This window comes from Nocardia takedensis NBRC 100417 (assembly GCF_000308695.1).
Lineage (GTDB): Bacteria > Actinomycetota > Actinomycetes > Mycobacteriales > Mycobacteriaceae > Nocardia > Nocardia takedensis.
Genome location: NZ_BAGG01000039.1, coordinates 15,372 through 33,962, shown reverse-complemented (window position 1 = coordinate 33,962; position 18,591 = coordinate 15,372). Strand labels below are relative to the sequence as shown.

The following is an 18,591-nucleotide window of genomic DNA, read 5'->3' as shown; positions in this document are numbered from 1 at the left end:
GCGCGGATACACCGGCATCGCCGAGCACTTCACCGTCGACCACCTCGACACCCCGCAGACCTGGCGCGACCGTGGCATGCTCGCGGGGACACCGTTCTCCGCCGCGCACGTCCTCCGCCAGACCGGGCCGTTCCGGCCGCGCAACCTGCCGCGCGCGGTCGACAACGTCGTCCTCGCCGGCTGCGGCACCACGCCGGGTGTGGGCGTACCCACGGTGTTGCTGTCGGGAAAACTGGCCGCGCAGCGCGTCATCGGGGTCGAGGACCACGCTCGACAGGAAACCGGACGCGCCGCCGGGATAGTGTTCCCGGCGAAGCATTAAACTGATCGCCGACCTATTCGCTCGCGGTTGCGACCGCCGACCATCCCGGGGGGACCGACACCACATGCCACCCCCCGAGACGCGCGCTTCCGCCCCGGCCCCGGCCGCTGTCGCGCCGCACCAGACGAGCACCGACGCCACCCCCGCATCGTTCCCGGACGGGTGGCGTTCCCGACTGCACACCTACGCCGACTTCGCCCGCAGCCCCGAAGGACACGCCGCGCTGCTCGGCTTCTTCGGCGCGCTGATGATCACCTGCGGCGGACTCGGCGCGGGCAGCGTCCGCCGCCGCGACCCGCTGCTCGAGGACATGCACCTGTCCTGGCTGCGCTTCGGCCACGGCTATGTGCTGTCCACCATGGTGATCTGGGTCGGCGTGCTGCTGATGATCACGGCGTGGGTCCGACTGGGCCGCACCACCCTCGGACTCGGCGACCGCGCGGGCGCGGGCGTCACCCTGAACGAACTGCGCGCGATCGTCGGCATCTGGATCTTCCCGCTGCTGTTCGCCGTACCGATGTTCAGCCGCGACGCCTACTCCTACCTCGCCCAAGGCGCGCTGCTGCGCGACGGATTCGACCCCTACCAGGTCGGACCGGTCGCCAATCCCGGTGTGCTGCTGGACAACGTCAGCCCGGTGTGGACCACCACCACCGCCCCCTACGGCCCGGTGTTCCTGCTGCTCGGCCGCGCCATCACGGCCCTCACCGGCGACAACGTGGTAGCGGGCACGATCGCGCTGCGATTGGTCATGCTGCCCGGCTTGGCACTGATGATGTGGGCGGTGCCCTACCTGACCAAACACCTCGGCGGCAAACCCACCGTCGCGCTGTGGCTGGCCGTACTCAACCCGCTCGTACTCATCCACCTCATCGGCGGCGTGCACAACGAAATGCTCATGGTCGGGCTCATGTGCGCGGGCATCGCGCTGGTCCTCGAACGCCACCACGTCGCGGGCATCGTCGTCGTCGCCATCGGCGTCGCCATCAAAGCCACCGCCGGAATCGCGCTGCCGTTCCTGGTATGGATCTGGATGCTGCACGAAAAAGAACGCCGCGCCGCCCAACGCGCGGGCCTCCCACCCGACCAGGTCACCGACTCCGAACACGACGACGCGGCCAAACCCACCCAGGACATGCCCCACCCGTCCCTGATGTTCGCCAAGATCGCCGGACTCGGACTCAGCGTGTTCGCCGCCGTCTTCGTCGCCGCCTCGGCCATCGCCGGCGTCGGCATCGGCTGGCTGACCGCGCTGTCCGGCTCGAAGAAGATCATCAACTGGCTCTCGCTGCCGACGATCATGGCGCACACGGTCACCTGGATCACCCCGTTCGGCACCGACCCCGTCCTGGCCGTCACCCGCGCACTGTGCGCCTTGGCGCTGGTCGCCGTCCTCGCCTGGACATGGTGGCGCTTCCGCCACAGCGAACGCGAAGCCGTCCTCGGCATCCTGATCGCCTTCGTCGCCATCGTCATCCTCTCCCCCGCCGCACTGCCCTGGTACTACTCCTGGCCGCTGGCCCTGGCAGCCGGCTTCGCGCTCTCGACCACCACCCTGATGGTGCTGGTCGGCCTGTGCACATGGCTGATGCTGGTGTTCCAGCCCGACGGCTCCATCGGCCTCTACAACTTCTGGCACGTCGCCGCCGCGACCTTCGTCGCCGTGGTCGCCGCACTGTCACTGCGCACCGTCGATCCGCTGCGGTTGCGCTCCGCGCCCGCGGGTGAGACGTCCGTGGGCGAGCCCGCGAAGGCTTGAGCGGTCGGGTACTGCCGGGCGTCCCAGCATTACCTGCTTTTTCGTACGTCCTCGCTCGAGGGGGAGGCTGCGGTGGGGTGATTGGTTGGGAGTTGATGGAATACGGGTCTCAGGGCGGTGTGCCCGGTGTTTGTCTGGCCGCGACTTCGTCGCGGCGTGTTCGCGGCCCCTTGTGTCTCGTCGGCCGGCGGGCGAGACTCGCGCCTTCGGCGCATGCGCTTCGCCCACCGGCCGACGAGACGGCCGCGAACGGCGCTCGTAAGACTCGCACCCGAGCGGGGGACGTGGGGCGGTGATGTTGCTTGGGGGGTGTACCGGGTGGTTACGTTCGGGTGGCCGTCGCCCTGTGGGAACGTCAGGTGGTGATGTTGCTTGTGGGTTTGCCCGTGGAGGAAGCGGCAGCCGGGGGCTCGGTTGCCGCGGCGCTCCAGTGCGGTCAGAAGGGTTCGGCGGCGGCCCTTCGGACGACCTCGCGGGCCAGGGGGCCGTGTAGGGCGTCGACGGGTTTGCCGGGGAGGGTGTCGTCGTCGGTGTACATCCAGCGCAGGATTTCCTCGTCGGTGTACTTGCCGTCCTTCATGACGGTGATCAGGCCGGGCAGGGACTTGACGACCGCGCCGGTGTCGTCGAAGAAGTCGGCGGGCACTCCGATCACTCCGTCGCGGCGCACGGCGAGCAGGTGGTGGTCGCGCAGCAGTTGGTGCACGCGGGTGACGACGAGGCCGAGGCGGTCGGCGACGTCGGGCAGCGGCAGCAGGGTGACGGTTTCCGGGAGGACGTCCGCGGCGTAGGGAATGGCGCTCACCGGCACAACGGTAGACGGTGCGGGCGACAGGGTGCGGCAGACCCGGTGGGCGGGGGCGGCACGGCTACGATCGTGGTGGCCGCAACCCGCGGCTGTTCGCTTGTCGCTATCGGCGAGGGGTGAGAGTTTTGTGATAGCCGGAGGACATCACTTGATCGGCCAGATGCTGGAAGGGCGCTACCGGATCGACGCGCCGATCGCGCGCGGCGGGATGTCGATGGTGTTCCGCGGCGTCGACACCCGGTTGGATCGTCCGGTCGCGATCAAGGTGATGGACCCGAAATTCGCCTCGGACCCGCAGTTCCTCTCACGGTTCGAGTTCGAGGCGCGCGCGGTCGCGAAACTCAAGCATCCGTCGCTGGTCGCGGTGTACGACCAAGGCGTCGACGGTGAATACCCGTTCCTGATCATGGAGTTGGTCGAGGGCGGCACGTTGCGCGAACTGCTGCGCGAGCGCGGCCCGATGCCGCCGCACGCGGTGCGCGCGGTCGCCGAACCGTTGTTGGCGGCGATCGGCGTCGCCCACGCGGCGGGTCTGGTGCATCGCGACATCAAACCGGAGAACGTGCTGATCTCCGACGCGGGCGAGGTGAAGATCGCCGACTTCGGGTTGGTGCGCGCGGTGGCGGCGGCCAACACCACCTCGGCCAGCGTTATCCTGGGCACGGCGGCGTACCTGTCGCCGGAACAGGTGACGGCGGGTACGGCGGATTCGCGCAGCGACGTCTACTCCTTCGGCGTGCTGATCTACGAGTTGCTGACCGGGCGGGCGCCGTTCACGGGCGACAATTCGCTGTCGATCGCCTATCAGCGGGTCGAGAAGGACGTGCCGAGCCCCAGCGCGTCGATCAGCGGCGTGCCCGCGGAGTTCGACGCGCTGGTGGCGCGGGCGACGAACCGTGATCCGGCGCGGCGTTTCGCGGACGCGACCGAGATGGCCGCCGAATTGCGCTCGATCGCGGCGGCGCTGCGGTTGCCGCCCTACCGGGTGCCCGCCCCGAAGGAGTCGGCCGAACATCTCAGCGCCGGTTTCCAGTCGGTGGCCGCCGATCGCGCGCAGGCCCACGCCCCTTTCCCGCCGCCCTCGCAGCAACCGCAGCACACGCGGATGGTGACCACGCAACGTCCCCGCGAGGAATACGCGCCGGTCCCCGACCACAACGCGCAGGTCGGGCACCGACACGCCCCGTACCAGGATTTCGGCCCCGACCCGAACCGTTCCCGACGCACCTCCCTGGTGTGGGTGGCGATCGTCGCGGTGCTGACGCTGGTCGTCGGCGTCGGCGGATGGTGGCTCGGCTTCGGCCGCTACGAGACGGTGCCGCCGATCGCGGGTCTGACCAGCGAGCAGGCCACCGCGAAACTGGCCGAGGCCGGTTTCGAGACCGAACTGCGCCAGCGGGCATCGGACACGATTCCGGTCGGCGGGGTGGTCGGCAGCGACCCGTCGGCCGGTGCGAAGGTGACCGGCGGTTCCACGGTGGCGGTGCTGATCTCCAGCGGCAAACCGCGGGTGCCGGACGTCCGCGCGGGCGATCAACTGGCGAAGGTCAACCAGTTGATCAAGGACGCGGGCCTGCTCCCGGTGGACGCGGGCGAGATCGGTAGCCAGTCACCGAAGGGCAGTCTGGCCAAGGTTGATCCGGCCGCGGGCACCGTCCTGCCGATGGGCGCGCAGGTGAAGGTGTACCGCAGCAACGGCGCGCAACCGGTGAAGGTGCCCGACGTGCGCGGCAAGACCACCGAGGAGGCGATGGCCGCGCTGACCAAGGCGGGCATCGAGGTCCGTGAGACACGCACCGAATACGACAAGCAGATCGACGCCGACCAGGTGATCGGCACCGATCCGGCGGCCGGGACCACCCTCAGCGCGGGCGACGGCGTCACGCTGCTGGTGTCGAACGCGGTGAAGCTGCCGTTCCTGGTCGGCCAGAGCGTCGGCGACGCGCGCGCGAAGCTGTCCGCGCTGGGATTGTCCGCGCAGGTGCAGCAGTTGACGCCCTCGGAGAGTTCGGTGGTGATCGGTCAGAACCCGGGCGCGGGCACCAAGGTCCAGCCCGGCACGACGATCAACCTGACCGCCCTGCCCTGACGACGGCGACCGCGGCGGTCTACCCGGCCGCCGCGGTCGTGTCGGGTCTCAGCGCAGCATCTCCGCGACCAGGAACGCCAGTTCCAGCGACTGCTGGGTGTTCAGGCGCGGATCGCAGGCCGTCTCGTAGCGGCTGTTGAGATCCAGATCGGAGATGTCCTGCGCGCCGCCCAGGCATTCGGTGACGTTCTCGCCGGTCAACTCGATGTGCAGACCGCCGGGGTGGGTGCCCAGCGCGTGGTGCACCTCGAAGAAGCCCTGCACCTCGTCGACGATCCGGTCGAAGTGGCGGGTCTTGTATCCGGTGGACGCCTCGTGGGTGTTGCCGTGCATCGGGTCGCACTGCCAGATGACCTGGTGGCCGGTGGCCTGCACCTTCTCCACGATGGGCGGCAGCACCTCGCGGATCTTGCTGTTGCCCATCCGGGAGACGATCGTCAGCCTGCCCGGCTCGTTGTTCGGGTCGAGGCGTTCGACGTATTCGACGGCCTGGTCGGGCGTGGTGGTCGGGCCGATCTTGAGCCCGATCGGGTTGGCCAGCAGTTCGGCCAGCGCGATGTGCGCGCCGTCGAGTTGCCGGGTGCGCTCGCCGATCCACAGGAAGTGCGCGGACAGGTCGTAGAGCGCCGGTTCGCCGGTGGTCGGGTTCTCGCCCAGGCGCAGCATCGCCCGCTCGTAGTCCAGGACCAGGGCCTCGTGACTGGCGTAGATGCGCGCGGCCTGCAAGCTGGGATCGTTGACGCGACAAGCCGTCATGAACCGCAGACCGCGGTCGATCTCCTCGGCCAGCGCCTCGTAGCGGGCGCCCGCGGGCGACTGGGCCACGAAATCGCGGTTCCAATCGTGCACCTTGTGCAGGTCGGCCATGCCCGCACCGGTCAGCGCGCGCACCAGGTTCATCGCCGCGCTGGCGTTGGCGTAGGCGCGCACCAGCCGGGACGGATCGTGTTCGCGCAGCGCCGCGTCGGCGACCAGCGAGTTGACCATGTCGCCGCGGTAGGACTTCAGCCCCAGCGAGTCGACGTCGGAGGAGCGCGGCTTGGCGTACTGGCCCGCGATCCGGGCCACCTTCACCACCGGCAGGCTCGCGCCGTAGGTGAGCACCACGGCCATCTGCAACAGCGTGCGGATGTTGCCGCGAATGTGCGATTCGGTGTTGTCGGCGAAGGTCTCGGCGCAGTCACCGCCCTGCATGAGGAACGCCTCGCCCCTGGCGACCTCGGCCAACCGAGCGCGCAGTTCCTCGACCTCGGCGGGCACGCAGATCGGCGGCACGCTCTCCAGGACCGCGCGCATGCTCGCGGCCTGCTCGGGATCCCAGGACGGCTGTTGCAGGGCGGGCTTGGCCAACGCGCTGTCCAGCCGTTTGCGCAGCTCGGGCGGCAGCGGCGGCAGTTGCGGCAAGCGGTCGATGGGTACGTCGACGGTCCAGTTCACGACTTCAGAATACGGACCGGGTGGTCACCCGGAAACCACGAGGTAGGGATGGTGCGCCCGCACCCGGGTGGCGACCTCGGCACCCCGGGGGGCCTTGTGTCCGGTCCCCGCTTAGGGTGGGGACGCGGCGTCCGCCGCCACGGCAGCCGAACACCGGGGAGAGGTCGATCTCGCTGAGATATTTCTACGATTGCGAGTTCATCGAGGACGGCGTGGTCATCGACCTGGTGTCGATCGGCGTCGTCTGCGAGGACGGTCGCGAGTACTACGCGGTCTCCACCGAATTCGACGCCGCCAAGGCGGGCCCGTGGGTCCGCAAGTACGTGCTGCCGCAGTTGCCGGATCGTGGCTCGCCGCGCTGGCGCACCCGCGCGCAGATCCGCGAGGACCTGTACCGCTTCCTGATCCCCCGCCCGACCGTGCAGCCCGAGCTGTGGGCCTGGGTCGGCGCGTACGACCACGTCGCGCTGTGCCAGCTGTGGGGGTCGATGATCGACCTGCCCACCACGCTGCCGCGCTACACCAACGAACTGCGTCAGCACTGGGAGGTCAACGGCCGTCCCGACCTGCCGCCGGTCCCGCCCGACGCGCACGACGCACTGGCCGACGCCCGCCACAACCTCGCGAAGTTCGAGGCCATCGAGGCGGCGCGCAGGCGCTGAGACCAGCGGCGCGCAGGCGCTGAGACCGGCCGCGCGCGGGCGCTGCGCATTCCCGGGAAACGGGCGAGGCCCCGAGTCGATGTCGACTCGGGGCCTCGCTCGTGTGGTGGGTCAGTGGTCGGAGTGACCGTTGCGCGACTGCTCCTGGACCTTCTGCAACACCTGGAGCTGCTTGTGCTCCTCGGCGTGCTCGATCCGGAAGTGCTCGTCGGACTCCTCCACCGGATCGGCGCGCAGGAAGCTGCCGGTGCCGGGCTTGCCCGCCGAACCGAGGCGGTTCATCTTCTTGGGCACGGGCGCGCCCTGGTACTCCAGCGGCAGCGGGTGGCCGTGATCGTCGACCGGGCCCAGCGGCTGGTGCACCTCGATGTACTCACCGTGCGGCAGACGCTTGATCACGCCGGTCTCGATGCCGTGCTCGAGCACCGCCCGATCGCTGCGCTGCAAACCGATGCAGAACCGGTAGGCGATGAAGTAGGCCAGCGGCGGCACCACCAGCAGACCGATACGGCCCATCCAGGTGGTCGCGTTCAGCGAGATGTCGAATTTCAACGCGATGATGTCGTTGACGCACGACAGCGTCAGCACCACGTAGAACCCGATGGCCATCGCGCCGATCGCGGTGCGGACCGGCACGTCGCGCGGACGCTGCAACAGGTTGTGCGGGGCGTCGTCGCCGGTCAGGCGTTTCTCGATCCACGGGTAGGCGATCAGCACCGTGAACACCAGGCCCATGATGAGCGCGACCCAGAAGACCGCCGGGATCGTGTAGCGGCCCAGATAGATCTCCCACGGCGGCATCAGACGCGCCATGCCGTCGGTCCACATCATGTAGAAGTCGGGCTGCGAACCGGCCGAGACCTGGGACGGGTTGTACGGGCCGAGATTCCAGATCGGGTTGATCTGCAGGACGCCGCCCATGATGCCGACGATGCCGAGGGTGAAGGCGAAGAACGCGCCCTGGTCCGCGGCGAACACCGGCACGATGCGCGCGCCGACCACGTTGTTCTCGGTGCGGCCCGGCCCCGGGAACTGGGTGTGCTTCTGGTACCAGACCAGCGCCACGTGCGCCGCGATCAGCGCCAGGATGATGCCGGGGAACAGCAGCACGTGCGCGATGTAGAGGCGCGGGATGATGATGTCGCCCGGGAAGTCGCCGCCGAAGATCAGCCAGTGCATCCAGGTGCCGATGACCGGGATGCCGATGGTGATGCCGGAGAACGCGGCGCGCAGGCCGGTGCCGGAGAGCAGGTCGTCGGGCAGCGAGTAGCCGAAGAAGCCCTCGAACATCGCCAGGATCAGCAGCAGGCAGCCGATGACCCAGTTCGCCTCACGCGGCTTGCGGAACGCGCCGGTGAAGAAGATGCGGAACAGGTGCACGATGATCGAGGCCGCGAACAGCAGCGCCGCCCAGTGGTGCACCTGGCGGACGAACAGACCGCCGCGCACCTCGAAGGAGATGTTCAGCGCGGTCTCGTAGGCCCGCGACATGCCGACGCCGCGCAGCGGCTGGTAGGCGCCGTCGTAGGTGACGTGCGCCATCGACGGGTCGAAGTACAGGGTCAGGTACACACCCGACAGCAACAGGATGATGAAGCTGTAGAGGGCGATCTCACCGAGCAGGAACGACCAGTGGGTCGGGAAGACCTTGTTGATCGACCGCTTCATGAACGCCGCGGCGCGGTACCGCTCGTCCATTCCGTTGGCTTGGGTTGCCACAATGCTCATGATCGACGCTCCCAGAAGGCCGGACCGAGCGGCTCGATGAAGTCACCGTTGGCGACCAGGAAGCCCTCGGAGTTGACGGTGATCGGCAGCTGCGGAAGTGCGCGAGCAGCGGGACCGAAGACCGGCTTACCCCATTCTGTCGCAAGAAACTGCGATTGGTGGCAGGGGCAGAGAATTTTGTTCGTCTGCTGCTCGTAGAGCGAGGTCGGGCAGCCGAGGTGGGTGCAGATCTTCGAGTAGGCGAAGTAGTCGCCGAAGTTGAAGCTCTCCTGGCCCTTGCGCTTGATCGCCTTCTGGGCGTCCTCGGTGCGCAGACGGATCAGCATGACGGCGTTGCGGATGCCGCGCAGCGACTGCAGGGTCGCGTGCTCGTCGCCGCGCCACGACTCCTTCCACGGGAAGACCGTCTCCATCGAGCCGGCGTCCAGATCCTCGGGGCGCACCAGCACGACATCCTCGATGCGACCGGTGTCGCGGCGGATGTAGATGGTCTCGCCCTCGTAGTCCGGGGTCCATCCCGACACCCACAGCGGGGACTTGTCGCCCTTGGCCCACGGGTTCTTGATCATGCCGCCCGCGAAGACCAGCAGCGCGCCGATGCCGAGCACGCCCACGCCCGCGCCCGCCGTGCGGGTGATCATCTTGCGACGACCGAGGGTGGAGGTCTCGCCCGCGTCGGAGAGCTGCGCGACCAGGGTGCGGCGCTCCACCTCGGGCGAAGGCCCGTCGTGGCGCTGCTGGATCGACAGTTCGGCGGGGATGAACTTCTTGCGGATCAGCACGGCCGCGATACCGATGGCCAACACCGAACCGCCGAAGGCCAGACCGATCAGCGGGGTGTAGAGCAGGTAGGCTCCGTGCTCCTGCTTGCCCTCGCCCTTGAACTCCCAGGGCCAGAACAAGTAGACGCCGATCAGCACCGCGCCCAGCAGACCGGAGATCGCGAACCAGAAGGTGACCTCGCGTTCGGCCCGCTTCTCGGCACGGGTGCCGGGAACCGGGAAGCGCTCGCGCCGGTAGGCGACGTCGACGCCGTCACGGGCGGTGCCGAGCGCGACGAGTTCGTCGCGCGACATCGCGTCGAGCTCTTCCTCGGTGGGATCGACCGGGGCGGCGTGCCCGGCGGTGTTCGTCTTCGACAACTCCACGTCGTCGTGGCCCTCGTCCGGGCGACCCATGTCGTTTGGCTCCTTGTCCGTCATGACCTCGATCCGATCCACATCGCACCGCCGACGACCAAGGTGATGCCGACGACCCAGATGGCCAGGCCCTCGGTCGCGGGACCGAATCCGCCGAGGCCGTAGCCGCCCGGGGTGCCCTCCTCCTCGGCGTTCTTGATGTAGGCGATGATGTCGCGCTTCTCTTCGGTGGTGAGCTGCCGGTCGGAGAACTTCGGCATGTTCTCCGGGCCGCTCAGCATCGCGGTGTAGATCTGCTGCTCGCTGGCCTCGTTCAGCGGCGGGGCGTACTTGCCCGAGGACAGCGCGCCGCCCTTGCCGGTGAAGTTGTGGCAGGAGGCGCAGTTCATGCGGAACAGCTCCGAGCCGCGGCCGATGTCGTCACCGCGCAGCGACTCCTGGGCGATCTCGCCGTTGGCGTCGCGCACCACGCTGGGGCCGCCGCCGTTGGAGGCGATGTAGGCCATCAGCGCGTCGGTCTGCTGGGCGTCGAACTTGACCGGCTTGCGCGGGGCCTGGGACTGATTGAAGGCCAGCGGCATGCGTCCGGTGGAGACCTGGAAGTAGACGGCGGCCTCGCCGACGCCGATCAGGCTGGGGCCGCGGTCGTTCACACCTTGCAGGTTCGCGCCGTGGCAGGTGATGCAGGAGGTCTCATACAGCTGTTTGCCCTCGCGGATCAGCGCGGACTGATCCTCGTGGGCGGTGGCGACCTGCGGTTCCGGGGTGAGCGCCGTGGCCAGGAAGCCGGCGCCGAACAGGCCCACCAACAGCGCGAGACCGCCTGCGATGCGCCGCCGAGTGCGTCGCTGCCTGCGAATCCGGGCGGCCTGGCCGACCTCGTCGGCGGGGCTGGACGCCGCGCTCGGGCCTGCGGGCTCTGGCGCTGACGGGGGCGATGAACTCATCTGTGTCCCTTTGGAGTAGACGGAACCGACTTGTGCAAATGCTGGGGGGCGCGGACCGGGATCAGCGCACGAAGTAGATCGTCGCGAACAGGCCGATCCAGACGATGTCGACGAAGTGCCAGTAATAGGAGACGACGATCGCGGCCGTGGCCTGCGCGGGAGTGAACTTGCTGAGCGTGGTGCGCACGAGCAGGAACACGAAGGCGATCAGACCGCCGATGACGTGCAGACCGTGGAAACCGGTGGTGATGTAGAACACCGAGCCGTAGGCGCTGCCCGAGATCGAGGTGCCCTCGTGGACCAGGTGGTAGTACTCGTAGCCCTGACCCGCGACGAAGAACGCGCCCATCAGCAGCGTGATGACGTACCAGCGGCGCAGACCGAACACGTCGCCCTTCTCCGCGGCGAACACGCCCATCTGGCAGGTGAACGAGGAGGCGACCAGCACGGCGGTGACCGGAACGGCGAGGCCCAGGTTCAACTCGGTCGGCTCCGGCGGCCAGTCACCGTGGGCCTGGGCGCGCGCGACGAAGTACATCGCGAAGAGGCCGGCGAAGAACATCAGCTCGCTCGACAGCCAGATGATGGTACCGACGCTGACCATGTTGGGCCGGTTCAGCGAGTGCACACGCTGGGTAATGGCCGATCCTGGGGTCCCTACTGCGGTCGTCACCCGGTAAGTATGACTCGTCGTAGTACGACAGGAGTAGCCGGGTGCGGAACTTCTCGCTCCGTGTCGGAATTCGCTCGCGGACACGGGATCGGGACGCGCACGGCGGGTGTCGGCGTTTGCCCAGTTCGAGCGGGATCGGGAGTCCGCGCCCCGGGCACCGACCCACTATGACAGCCTCGGGTGAGGAGAAGCTGAGAGAGAGGCGACCGGCGTGCGGCGACTGTGGTGGCGACTGTTCGGCGGCGGGGACGACGCGCTCGATCCGACCCGCGCCGATCTGGTGGTGGTCGCGTCGAGTTTCGACGACGCGGAAGCCTGCTCCACGGCGCTGGCCCGCGCCGAGACCCTGCTGGCCGAGCGCCCGGTGGTGTTGCGGCACCATCTGCGCGTCCCGGCGGACGCGATCGCGGCGGTGTGCGCGATCGCCGCCCAGGACGGGTACGAACCCGCCGAAGCCGAGAACACGGGAAACACGGGGAACACGAGCCTCCGGGGCGAGAACGCGCGCGAATCCGGGAGCACGGCCGGGTCCGAGAACAGCGGCGGGGTCGAGAACGCGGGCGAGCCGGAGGACGCGGCGCGGTTGCGTCCGCTGGTCCTGCGGCGGGTCCAACTGCTCGACGCGCTGCACTGTTCGCAGGAGCGTTCACGAATGGCCGGACTGGCCCAGCGGCACGACGGATTCGCCGACGGGTGGGACGCGCTGCAACCGCCGCCCGCCGCGCGGCCCTGACCGCGCGATGATCCCCTGGCCCACTAGGCTGCCGCACGACACACTGGTGCGCGAACAGTGGTGACGGGAGAATGTGGACATGACCGTGCGGAGTTGGCCCGGGGTGCTCGGAACGCTCGCCGACGGCGGCGATCTGGCCGCCGAGGACACGACGTGGGTGATCGACGAGATCTTCACCGACAACGCCACCCCGGCGCAGATCGCCGCGTTCGGCGTCGCGATGAAGATCAAAGGCCCCACGCCCGCCGAACTCGACGGGATGGCCAGGGGCATGCTCGGGCACGCCCGCTTGGTCCACGTCGACGGTGACGCGGTCGACATCGTCGGCACCGGCGGCGACCGGTCCGGGTCGGTGAACATCTCCACGATGTCCTCGATCGTGGTGGCCGCGGCGGGTGTGCCGGTGGTCAAGCACGGCAATCGCGCGGCCTCCTCCAAGAGCGGCGGCGCCGACACCCTGGAGGCGCTCGGGGTGAAACTGACGCTGGGTCCGGCGTCGGTGGCCCGTTCGGTCCGCGAGGTCGGCATCGGTTTCTGCTTCGCGCCGCTGTTCCATCCCGCGCTGCGCTTCGCCGGGCCCGCGCGCAAGGAGATCGGCATCCCGACGGTGTTCAACGTGCTCGGTCCGCTGACGAATCCGGCGCAACCGCGCGCGGGGTTGATCGGATGCGCGTTCGTCGACCTGCTGCCCGTCATCGCGGGCGTGTTCGCCGAACGCGGGGCGAGTGCGCTGGTGGTGCGCGGCGCGGACGGACTGGACGAGATCACCACCTCCGATGTCACCGCGGCCTGGGTGGTCTCGGGCGGACGGCGGCGCGAGACGGTCATCGATCCCACCGTGATCGGTATCGAGCGCGTCGACCTGGACGCCCTGCGGGGCGGGGACGCCGAGGTGAACGCGGCGGTCGCCCGCGACGTGCTCGCGGGGACGAGCGGCCCGGTGCGCGATGCCGTGCTGGTGAATTCGGCCGCGGCGCTGGTGGCCTACGGGCTCTCGCGGGGCGAGGTCGAGTTCGACGCCGACGTCCACACCGCGCTGGCGGCGGGCGTCGAGCGCGCGGCCGCGGCGATCGACAGCGGGAAGGCGGCGGCGCTGCTGAAGGACTGGGTGGCGCTGACCGGAACCCTCGGCGAGGACTGATCCGGCGATGGCTTCGCCGGGTGATTCCGGCGAAGCCCGGTGCCGTCGGCCGGGTGCTCGTCGCGGGCTAAAAAAACAAACCGACCGGTCTCCCGGAGAATTTCTCCGCCGTTCTGTTGCACAATCCTGGTTACGGCCGAGAACCCGTCCCGCGAATGCCCGAGGGATTCCGCCGCGACCGCGAGGGACGTCCACCGCGGAACCACCCTCGAGGGAGCACGAGCATGACGCGCGCGGCTACCGGTGCGCCGGTGACGAACAGATGGACCATCGGCGGCTCGATCGTCTCCGGTTGTCTGCTCGCGGGCGCGATCGTGACCGCCCCGACCGCCGCCGCCGCACTCGGCAGCGTCGTGGTCGACGGGTCGGTGCACCGCGATCCGGGCGGCTGCCTGGAAGTCGGCGGCGGCCCCGTGCCGCTGGCCGTGGAAAACCACACCGACACCACCGTCACCGTCTTCAACCGGCCCGGCTGCCGCGGCGACGCGACCGTCGTGCTGAATCCGAGCGACAGCGCGACGGTCCCGGGCTCCTCGGTGCACATCCCCTGAACTACTCCCCCAGGGAGAAACCGGCCTCCACGTCCGCGCGCGAATAGGACTTGAACGCGATGTGGGTGACGGTGCGCAGCACGCCGGGGGTCTTGTCGATGCGACCGGTCACCACCTCGGCGATCCGCTCGTGGTCGCGCACCCGCACGATCGCGATCAGATCGACGTCCCCCGCGCACGAATAGACCTCCGACACCCCGTCGATGTCGGCCACCGCCTGCGCGGTCTCCGGAATGCGGCCGTTGTCGGCCTGGATCAGCACGATCGCGTTAATCATGGGTGTCAGCCTAGGCGGCGCGCCCATCCCGGGGTGGGCGCCGTGCGCGTCGGTTCGCGGCCCGGACCGGCGCTGGCCGCCACGTAGTCCGCGCCCTCGTGCGGGGCGCGCGCGGCGGCTTCGGCGATCTCGGCCCAGCCCAGCCAGCGCGCGGCCCCGAAGATCGGCTCGCCGTAGCCCTCGGTCGTGCGCACGATCCGCACGCCCGGTCGGGCCAGCCAGCGCAGCACCAACCCGACCTCCTCCGGTGGCGCGCCACGCAGCGGCGGTGCGGCGGCGGGAAGGTGATGGGCCGACGGATCGCCGGTGTCCGCGCCCTCCGGCAGCACGGTCTCCGCGGCGGCGACCAGATGGTCGACCACCGGCATCGGCGGGGTGCCGCGCGGCGCGACGCCCGCCGCCGCGAGTCGGCCGAAGCGGATCACCGCGAACTCCCAGCCGCCCGCGCCGTCGGGATGCGCGGCGATCAACTCCGCCGGCGCGGCGACCGCGGCCAGTCGCTGGGTGCGGTGCAGGGCGCGCACCACCGCCGCGGCGCGATCGCGCCACCGCGCGGCGGCCTCGAAATGTTCGGCGCGCGAACAGATGTCGATCCGCTCGACCATGCCGCGCAGCAGATCGTCGCGGTGGCCGCGCAGCAGCGCGCGCACCGCGGCGGGCGCGGCGGCGTAGCGGGCGGCGTCGACGGGATCGTCCGCCGCCGTCGCGGCCGGACAACCGCCGACCGGCGCGGGCGGGCAGTCGTGCACCGAACGCCGCGACAGGCGGGTGGTGCAGGTGCGCAGACGGGCGGATTCGGCGACGGTGGCCGCCAGGTCGAGGGCATCCTGCCGGGAGTGGAAGGGGCCCAGCGCATCCGCGACGGGCACGCGGACCACCGCGAAGCGCGGAAAGGGTTCGTCGGTGAGGGTCAGCCACCAGACCCGCTTGGGAAATTTGGAGCGCCGGTTGTAGGGCGGGGCGTGCGCGACCAGCAACCGCAGTTCCCGCACGCCCGCCTCGAGTCCGTGCGCGCACACCACGTGGTCGACGCGGGTGGCCAGCGACACCATCTCCTTGATCCGGCCGCGGGTCTCCGAACCGGTGAAGTAGGAGCGGACACGGCGGCGCAGGTTCACCGCGGTGCCGATGTAGAGGACTTCCTCGCTCGGGCCCCGGAACAGGTACACCCCGGGGGCCTGCGGCATGTCGGTGGCCAGCACCCGTTTGGCCCGCTGACCCGAGCTCACCCCGGGCAGGTAGTCCATCAACTCGGTCAGGCTGTGCACGCCCTGGTTGCCCACCCGCGCGATCAGGGCGTGCAGGACGTCGACCGTGGCGCGCGCGTCGGCCAAGGCGCGGTGCGTGGGTTCGGTGCCCGCGCCGAGCACCCGCGCCAGCACCCCGAGGCGCACCGACGGGGCTTCGTCGCGGGTCAGCACCCGGCGCGCCAGCTTCACCGTGCACAGCACCACCGGATTCGGCCAGGGCGTGTCGGCCCGCTCGGCGGCGGCGCGCAGGAAGGCGGTGTCGAAGCGGGCGTTGTGCGCGACCAGCACCGCGCCCGCGGCGAATTCCAGGAAGCCGGGCAGCACCGCCTCGATGGACGGCGCGGCGTGGACCATGGCCGTGGTGATCCCGGTGACGTGCACGACCGCGGGCGGGATGGCCCGGCCCGGGTTCACCAGCGTGGCGAATTCGCCGAGCACCTCGCCGCCGCGCACCTTGACCGCGCCGATCTCGGTGATCGCGTCCTGGTCGGGACTGGTCCCGGTGGTCTCGAGGTCGACGACGACGAACGTTGTGGCGTGCAGCGGGGTTTCGAGTTCGTCGAAGGCCAGTTGTCCGGCGCGGGCCGGTGGCGAGGCGGGATCGGGCACGGCGTGCAGCGTAGGGCGCGGGTACGACAGGATCGCGGGTCACGGACCTCGCCCCGCCGCCCCGGGGCGGCCGGTCGCGGGCACGACGGAGAACCCGCGAAACAGGGATCAAGATCGCGAGGATTTCATTTCGTTGCCCGCTGATCGATCCGGTACACCAGAAAGTGACCCGGATCATATTCATGTGAATATCGCATCGCCGGACCGGACGGGCGAGGACGAGTTGTGACAGTTACCTGAACTCGCGGTCACCATAACCCCCTCTATTGGACAGGTGTCCGAAACAGACCGTACGGTACCCCCTGGTTCCGGTGCCGGAACTGGCGAAACGTCGCCCATGGGGTCGGACGGGCGCGCACGACGCACCGGGCCGCACTCGGCGATCGCGTGGGCGCGCCCCGAGAGAAACGGCCATCGTTATCTTTTCGTGATTCGTGTGAGAAATATCCCAGGTGGTCCGGAGCCATTTCCGGGCTCCGACCCGAATCGCATCGACGCAGCTTTACAAACCACCGTGATGTGTTCGTAACCTTTTCGAGACCTCACGGAGTTCCGCCGCGACCGCGGTGGACCAGAGTCCGATCGCATCACCCGGTGCGGCGTCGTGGGGCAGATAGGAAGTACGCATCATGGCGTCCAACACCGTCAAGCGACAGGCGCGGCTCGCCGTCGCCGCCGGCGCCGTCGGCGCTGCCACCATCGGCGCGATCCTCCTGCCCGCGGGCGTCGCCTCGGCGCAGCCGGTCACCATCCCCGGCGTCGGCACCTTCGAGGTGCCCAACGAGATCCCGATCCCGCCGAACATCCCCGGCCTCGAGGTGCCCGGCGCGCCGCTGCCGTTCGTCGCGCCCAAGAAGAGCCTCGGCGAGGTCGCGCTGGACGCCGCGATGACCAAGATCGGCGCGCCCTACGTCTACGGCGCGGCGGGCCCGGACGCCTTCGACTGCTCCGGCCTGGTCCAGTGGGCCTATCGCGAAGCGGGCATGGAGTTACCGCGCACCAGCGGCGCGCAACTGTCCGCGGGCGCCCCCGTCTCGCTCGAGGATCTCCAGCCCGGCGACGTGGTGTCCTTCTACGGCGGCGGCCACTCCGGCCTGTACGCGGGCGACGGCAACGTCATCCACGCGGCGACCTCCGGCACCCCTGTGCGCATCGCCCCGATCTCCTCGATGCCGTTCGCGGGCGCGCGCCACTTCTGACCCCTCCCCCGCACCGCCGTCGGACCGCACCCCTCGCGGCCCGACGGCGGTGCGGATGTGACCGTTCCGTGCTCTGCTGGACACGACACGGGGCGTTCCGTAACCTAACCGAGACCTATCCGGGTTGCGGGGTCGCGTGACTCCCCTGACGGCCCCCGTCCGGACTCCATCGTCGATCGAGAGAACGGGGCAGCGCGGGCCGTGGCAACAGATCGAAGACAGTCGAGAAAACGTCTGGTGGCGGGGGTTCTCGCGGCCGGTGTCCTCGTCACGTTGCCCTACGGCGCGGGCCCCTCGCTGGCCGATCCGGTGGCGATGCCCGCCACCGCGAGCGAAGCCGTCCAGCGCATGATCGAGTTGTCCAGGGCCTCCGATCAGCTCAACCAGCAGGCGCTGGAAGCTCAGTCGGATCTGGACGCCAAACTCGCCGTCCAGAACGACGCGGAGGCGCTGCTGGCCGCCCGGACCGACGCGGTCAACGCCGCGCGCGAGGAGGTGCGTCGGTTCCAACCGGTCATCGACCGCACCGCCATCGCCGCCTACCAGGGCGCGCGCACCAACCGGATGTTCGCCGTGCTGGTCAGCGATTCCCCGCAGCAACTGCTCGACCAGATGTCCACGCTGGACGTCGTCGAATCGCAGACCACCGAACAGCTCAAGCACTTCAAGAAGGCCAACGACGCCGCCCAGGCCGCCGAGACGGCCGCGCGCTCCGCCGCCGACGCCGCCCGCGAAGCCGCCGACCAGGCGGGCCGCGTCCGAGCGCAGGTCGAGCACAAACAGAACGAACTCGGCGGCGCGATCAGCCAGGTCATCGAAGCCTGGACGGGGCTGTCGGTGGGCGACCGGTCCACGCTGGCCGGTCCGCTGTTCCCGCCCGGCTTCGACCGCGACTCGCTGCTCGACGGCCTGGTGCCCGGCAGCGGCACCAGCGCGCTGGCCGCCGCGCTGACCCGCACCGGCGACCCGTACGTGTGGGGCGCGACCGGCCCGCGGCAGTTCGACTGCTCGGGCCTGGTGCAGTGGGCGTTCAAGCAGGTCGGCAAGGACGTGCCGCGCACCAGTTCGCAGCAGGCCCGCTACGGCACCCCGGTGCCCAAGGACCAGATGCAGCCCGGCGACGTCATCTTCTTCTACAGCGACATCTCCCACGTCGGCATCTACGCGGGCAACGGCCTGATGGTGCACGCCTCCACCTTCGGCGTTCCCGTCGCCGTGGCCCCGATCAATACGACGCCCTTCCACTCCGCCAGGCGATACTGACCGT

At 69.7% G+C, this 18,591-nt stretch carries 17 protein-coding genes; 9 read left to right on the top strand and 8 right to left on the bottom strand.

Annotated elements, in window-relative coordinates:
- Positions 1 to 322: FAD-dependent oxidoreductase (locus tag ON30_RS09355; protein WP_040705825.1), on the top strand; the 322-nt coding region annotated here is incomplete at its 5' end.
- Between the two features lie 64 nt (positions 323 to 386).
- A complete protein-coding gene (locus ON30_RS09350; RefSeq protein WP_051029117.1) occupies positions 387 to 2,081 on the top strand; it encodes an alpha-(1->6)-mannopyranosyltransferase A in 1,695 nt (564 codons plus the stop codon).
- A 436-nt stretch (positions 2,082 to 2,517) separates the two neighbouring features.
- On the opposite strand, the gene ON30_RS09345 is transcribed toward ON30_RS09350, so the two are convergent.
- Positions 2,518 to 2,886, bottom strand: coding sequence for an Rv2175c family DNA-binding protein (locus ON30_RS09345; protein ID WP_040705839.1), 369 nt, complete (start codon positions 2,884 to 2,886; stop codon positions 2,518 to 2,520).
- Between the two features lie 163 nt (positions 2,887 to 3,049).
- Here ON30_RS09345 and pknB point away from each other — a divergent pair, with 163 nt between their 5' ends.
- Positions 3,050 to 4,978: a Stk1 family PASTA domain-containing Ser/Thr kinase gene (pknB, locus tag ON30_RS09340; protein WP_051029116.1), complete on the top strand. Its 1,929-nt coding sequence runs from the start codon at positions 3,050 to 3,052 to the stop codon at positions 4,976 to 4,978.
- Positions 4,979 to 5,026: 48 nt separating this feature from the next.
- Here pknB and ON30_RS09335 read toward each other — a convergent pair whose 3' ends face one another.
- On the bottom strand, positions 5,027 to 6,415 hold the full coding sequence (locus ON30_RS09335) for a class II 3-deoxy-7-phosphoheptulonate synthase (protein ID WP_040705821.1): 1,389 nt from the start codon (positions 6,413 to 6,415) through the stop codon (positions 5,027 to 5,029).
- Positions 6,416 to 6,588: 173 nt separating this feature from the next.
- On the opposite strand from ON30_RS09335, the gene ON30_RS09330 reads away from it, so the two are divergent.
- Positions 6,589 to 7,077 carry a polyadenylate-specific 3'-exoribonuclease AS gene (locus ON30_RS09330; protein ID WP_040705837.1) on the top strand — a complete coding sequence of 163 codons (489 nt, stop codon included), beginning with the start codon at positions 6,589 to 6,591 and terminating at the stop codon, positions 7,075 to 7,077.
- A gap of 111 nt (positions 7,078 to 7,188) precedes the next feature.
- Here ON30_RS09330 and qcrB read toward each other — a convergent pair whose 3' ends face one another.
- From qcrB to ctaE, 4 genes are all read right to left on the bottom strand, one after another.
- Positions 7,189 to 8,805 carry a cytochrome bc1 complex cytochrome b subunit gene (gene qcrB / locus ON30_RS09325; protein ID WP_051029115.1) on the bottom strand — a complete coding sequence of 539 codons (1,617 nt, stop codon included), beginning with the start codon at positions 8,803 to 8,805 and terminating at the stop codon, positions 7,189 to 7,191.
- Positions 8,802 to 9,983 (bottom strand): cytochrome bc1 complex Rieske iron-sulfur subunit, encoded by a 1,182-nt coding sequence (gene qcrA, locus ON30_RS09320; RefSeq protein ID WP_083911259.1) that lies wholly within the window; start codon positions 9,981 to 9,983, stop codon positions 8,802 to 8,804. The genes qcrB and qcrA overlap by 4 nt, the downstream gene beginning before the upstream one ends.
- Positions 9,984 to 10,003: 20 nt before the next feature.
- Complete coding sequence (qcrC, locus tag ON30_RS09315) at positions 10,004 to 10,891, bottom strand: cytochrome bc1 complex diheme cytochrome c subunit (RefSeq protein WP_083911258.1); 888 nt, start codon at positions 10,889 to 10,891, stop codon at positions 10,004 to 10,006.
- Positions 10,892 to 10,952: 61 nt separating this feature from the next.
- The gene (ctaE, locus tag ON30_RS09310; protein WP_040705814.1) at positions 10,953 to 11,564 is read right to left on the bottom strand and encodes an aa3-type cytochrome oxidase subunit III; all 612 of its coding nucleotides are present in this window, start codon (positions 11,562 to 11,564) and stop codon (positions 10,953 to 10,955) included.
- Between the two features lie 211 nt (positions 11,565 to 11,775).
- Between ctaE and ON30_RS09305 the strand changes: the two genes are divergently transcribed.
- From ON30_RS09305 to ON30_RS09295, 3 genes are all read left to right on the top strand, one after another.
- Positions 11,776 to 12,297, top strand: coding sequence for a hypothetical protein (locus ON30_RS09305; protein ID WP_040705812.1), 522 nt, complete (start codon positions 11,776 to 11,778; stop codon positions 12,295 to 12,297).
- Positions 12,298 to 12,376: 79 nt separating this feature from the next.
- Complete coding sequence (trpD, locus tag ON30_RS09300; RefSeq protein WP_040705835.1) at positions 12,377 to 13,438, top strand: anthranilate phosphoribosyltransferase; 1,062 nt, start codon at positions 12,377 to 12,379, stop codon at positions 13,436 to 13,438.
- A 251-nt stretch (positions 13,439 to 13,689) separates the two neighbouring features.
- Positions 13,690 to 13,989 carry a hypothetical protein gene (locus ON30_RS09295; protein ID WP_157183673.1) on the top strand — a complete coding sequence of 100 codons (300 nt, stop codon included), beginning with the start codon at positions 13,690 to 13,692 and terminating at the stop codon, positions 13,987 to 13,989.
- Between the two features lies 1 nt (position 13,990).
- On the opposite strand, the gene ON30_RS09290 is transcribed toward ON30_RS09295, so the two are convergent.
- Together ON30_RS09290 and ON30_RS09285 are read right to left on the bottom strand one after the other, a co-directional pair.
- Positions 13,991 to 14,266, bottom strand: a complete 276-nt coding sequence (locus tag ON30_RS09290) for an Lrp/AsnC family transcriptional regulator (protein ID WP_040705808.1) — start codon at positions 14,264 to 14,266, stop codon at positions 13,991 to 13,993.
- 5 nt (positions 14,267 to 14,271) lie between these two features.
- Positions 14,272 to 16,125, bottom strand: coding sequence for a DEDD exonuclease domain-containing protein (locus tag ON30_RS09285; protein WP_083911257.1), 1,854 nt, complete (start codon positions 16,123 to 16,125; stop codon positions 14,272 to 14,274).
- 629 nt (positions 16,126 to 16,754) lie between these two features.
- On the opposite strand from ON30_RS09285, the gene ON30_RS09280 reads away from it, so the two are divergent.
- Both ON30_RS09280 and ON30_RS09275 read left to right on the top strand, forming a co-directional pair.
- The gene (locus ON30_RS09280; protein ID WP_040705806.1) at positions 16,755 to 17,324 is read left to right on the top strand and encodes a C40 family peptidase; all 570 of its coding nucleotides are present in this window, start codon (positions 16,755 to 16,757) and stop codon (positions 17,322 to 17,324) included.
- Between the two features lie 237 nt (positions 17,325 to 17,561).
- Entirely contained in the window at positions 17,562 to 18,587 is a 1,026-nt protein-coding gene (locus tag ON30_RS09275; RefSeq protein ID WP_040705804.1) for an NlpC/P60 family protein, read from the top strand.
- The last annotated feature ends 4 nt before the right edge of the window (positions 18,588 to 18,591 follow it).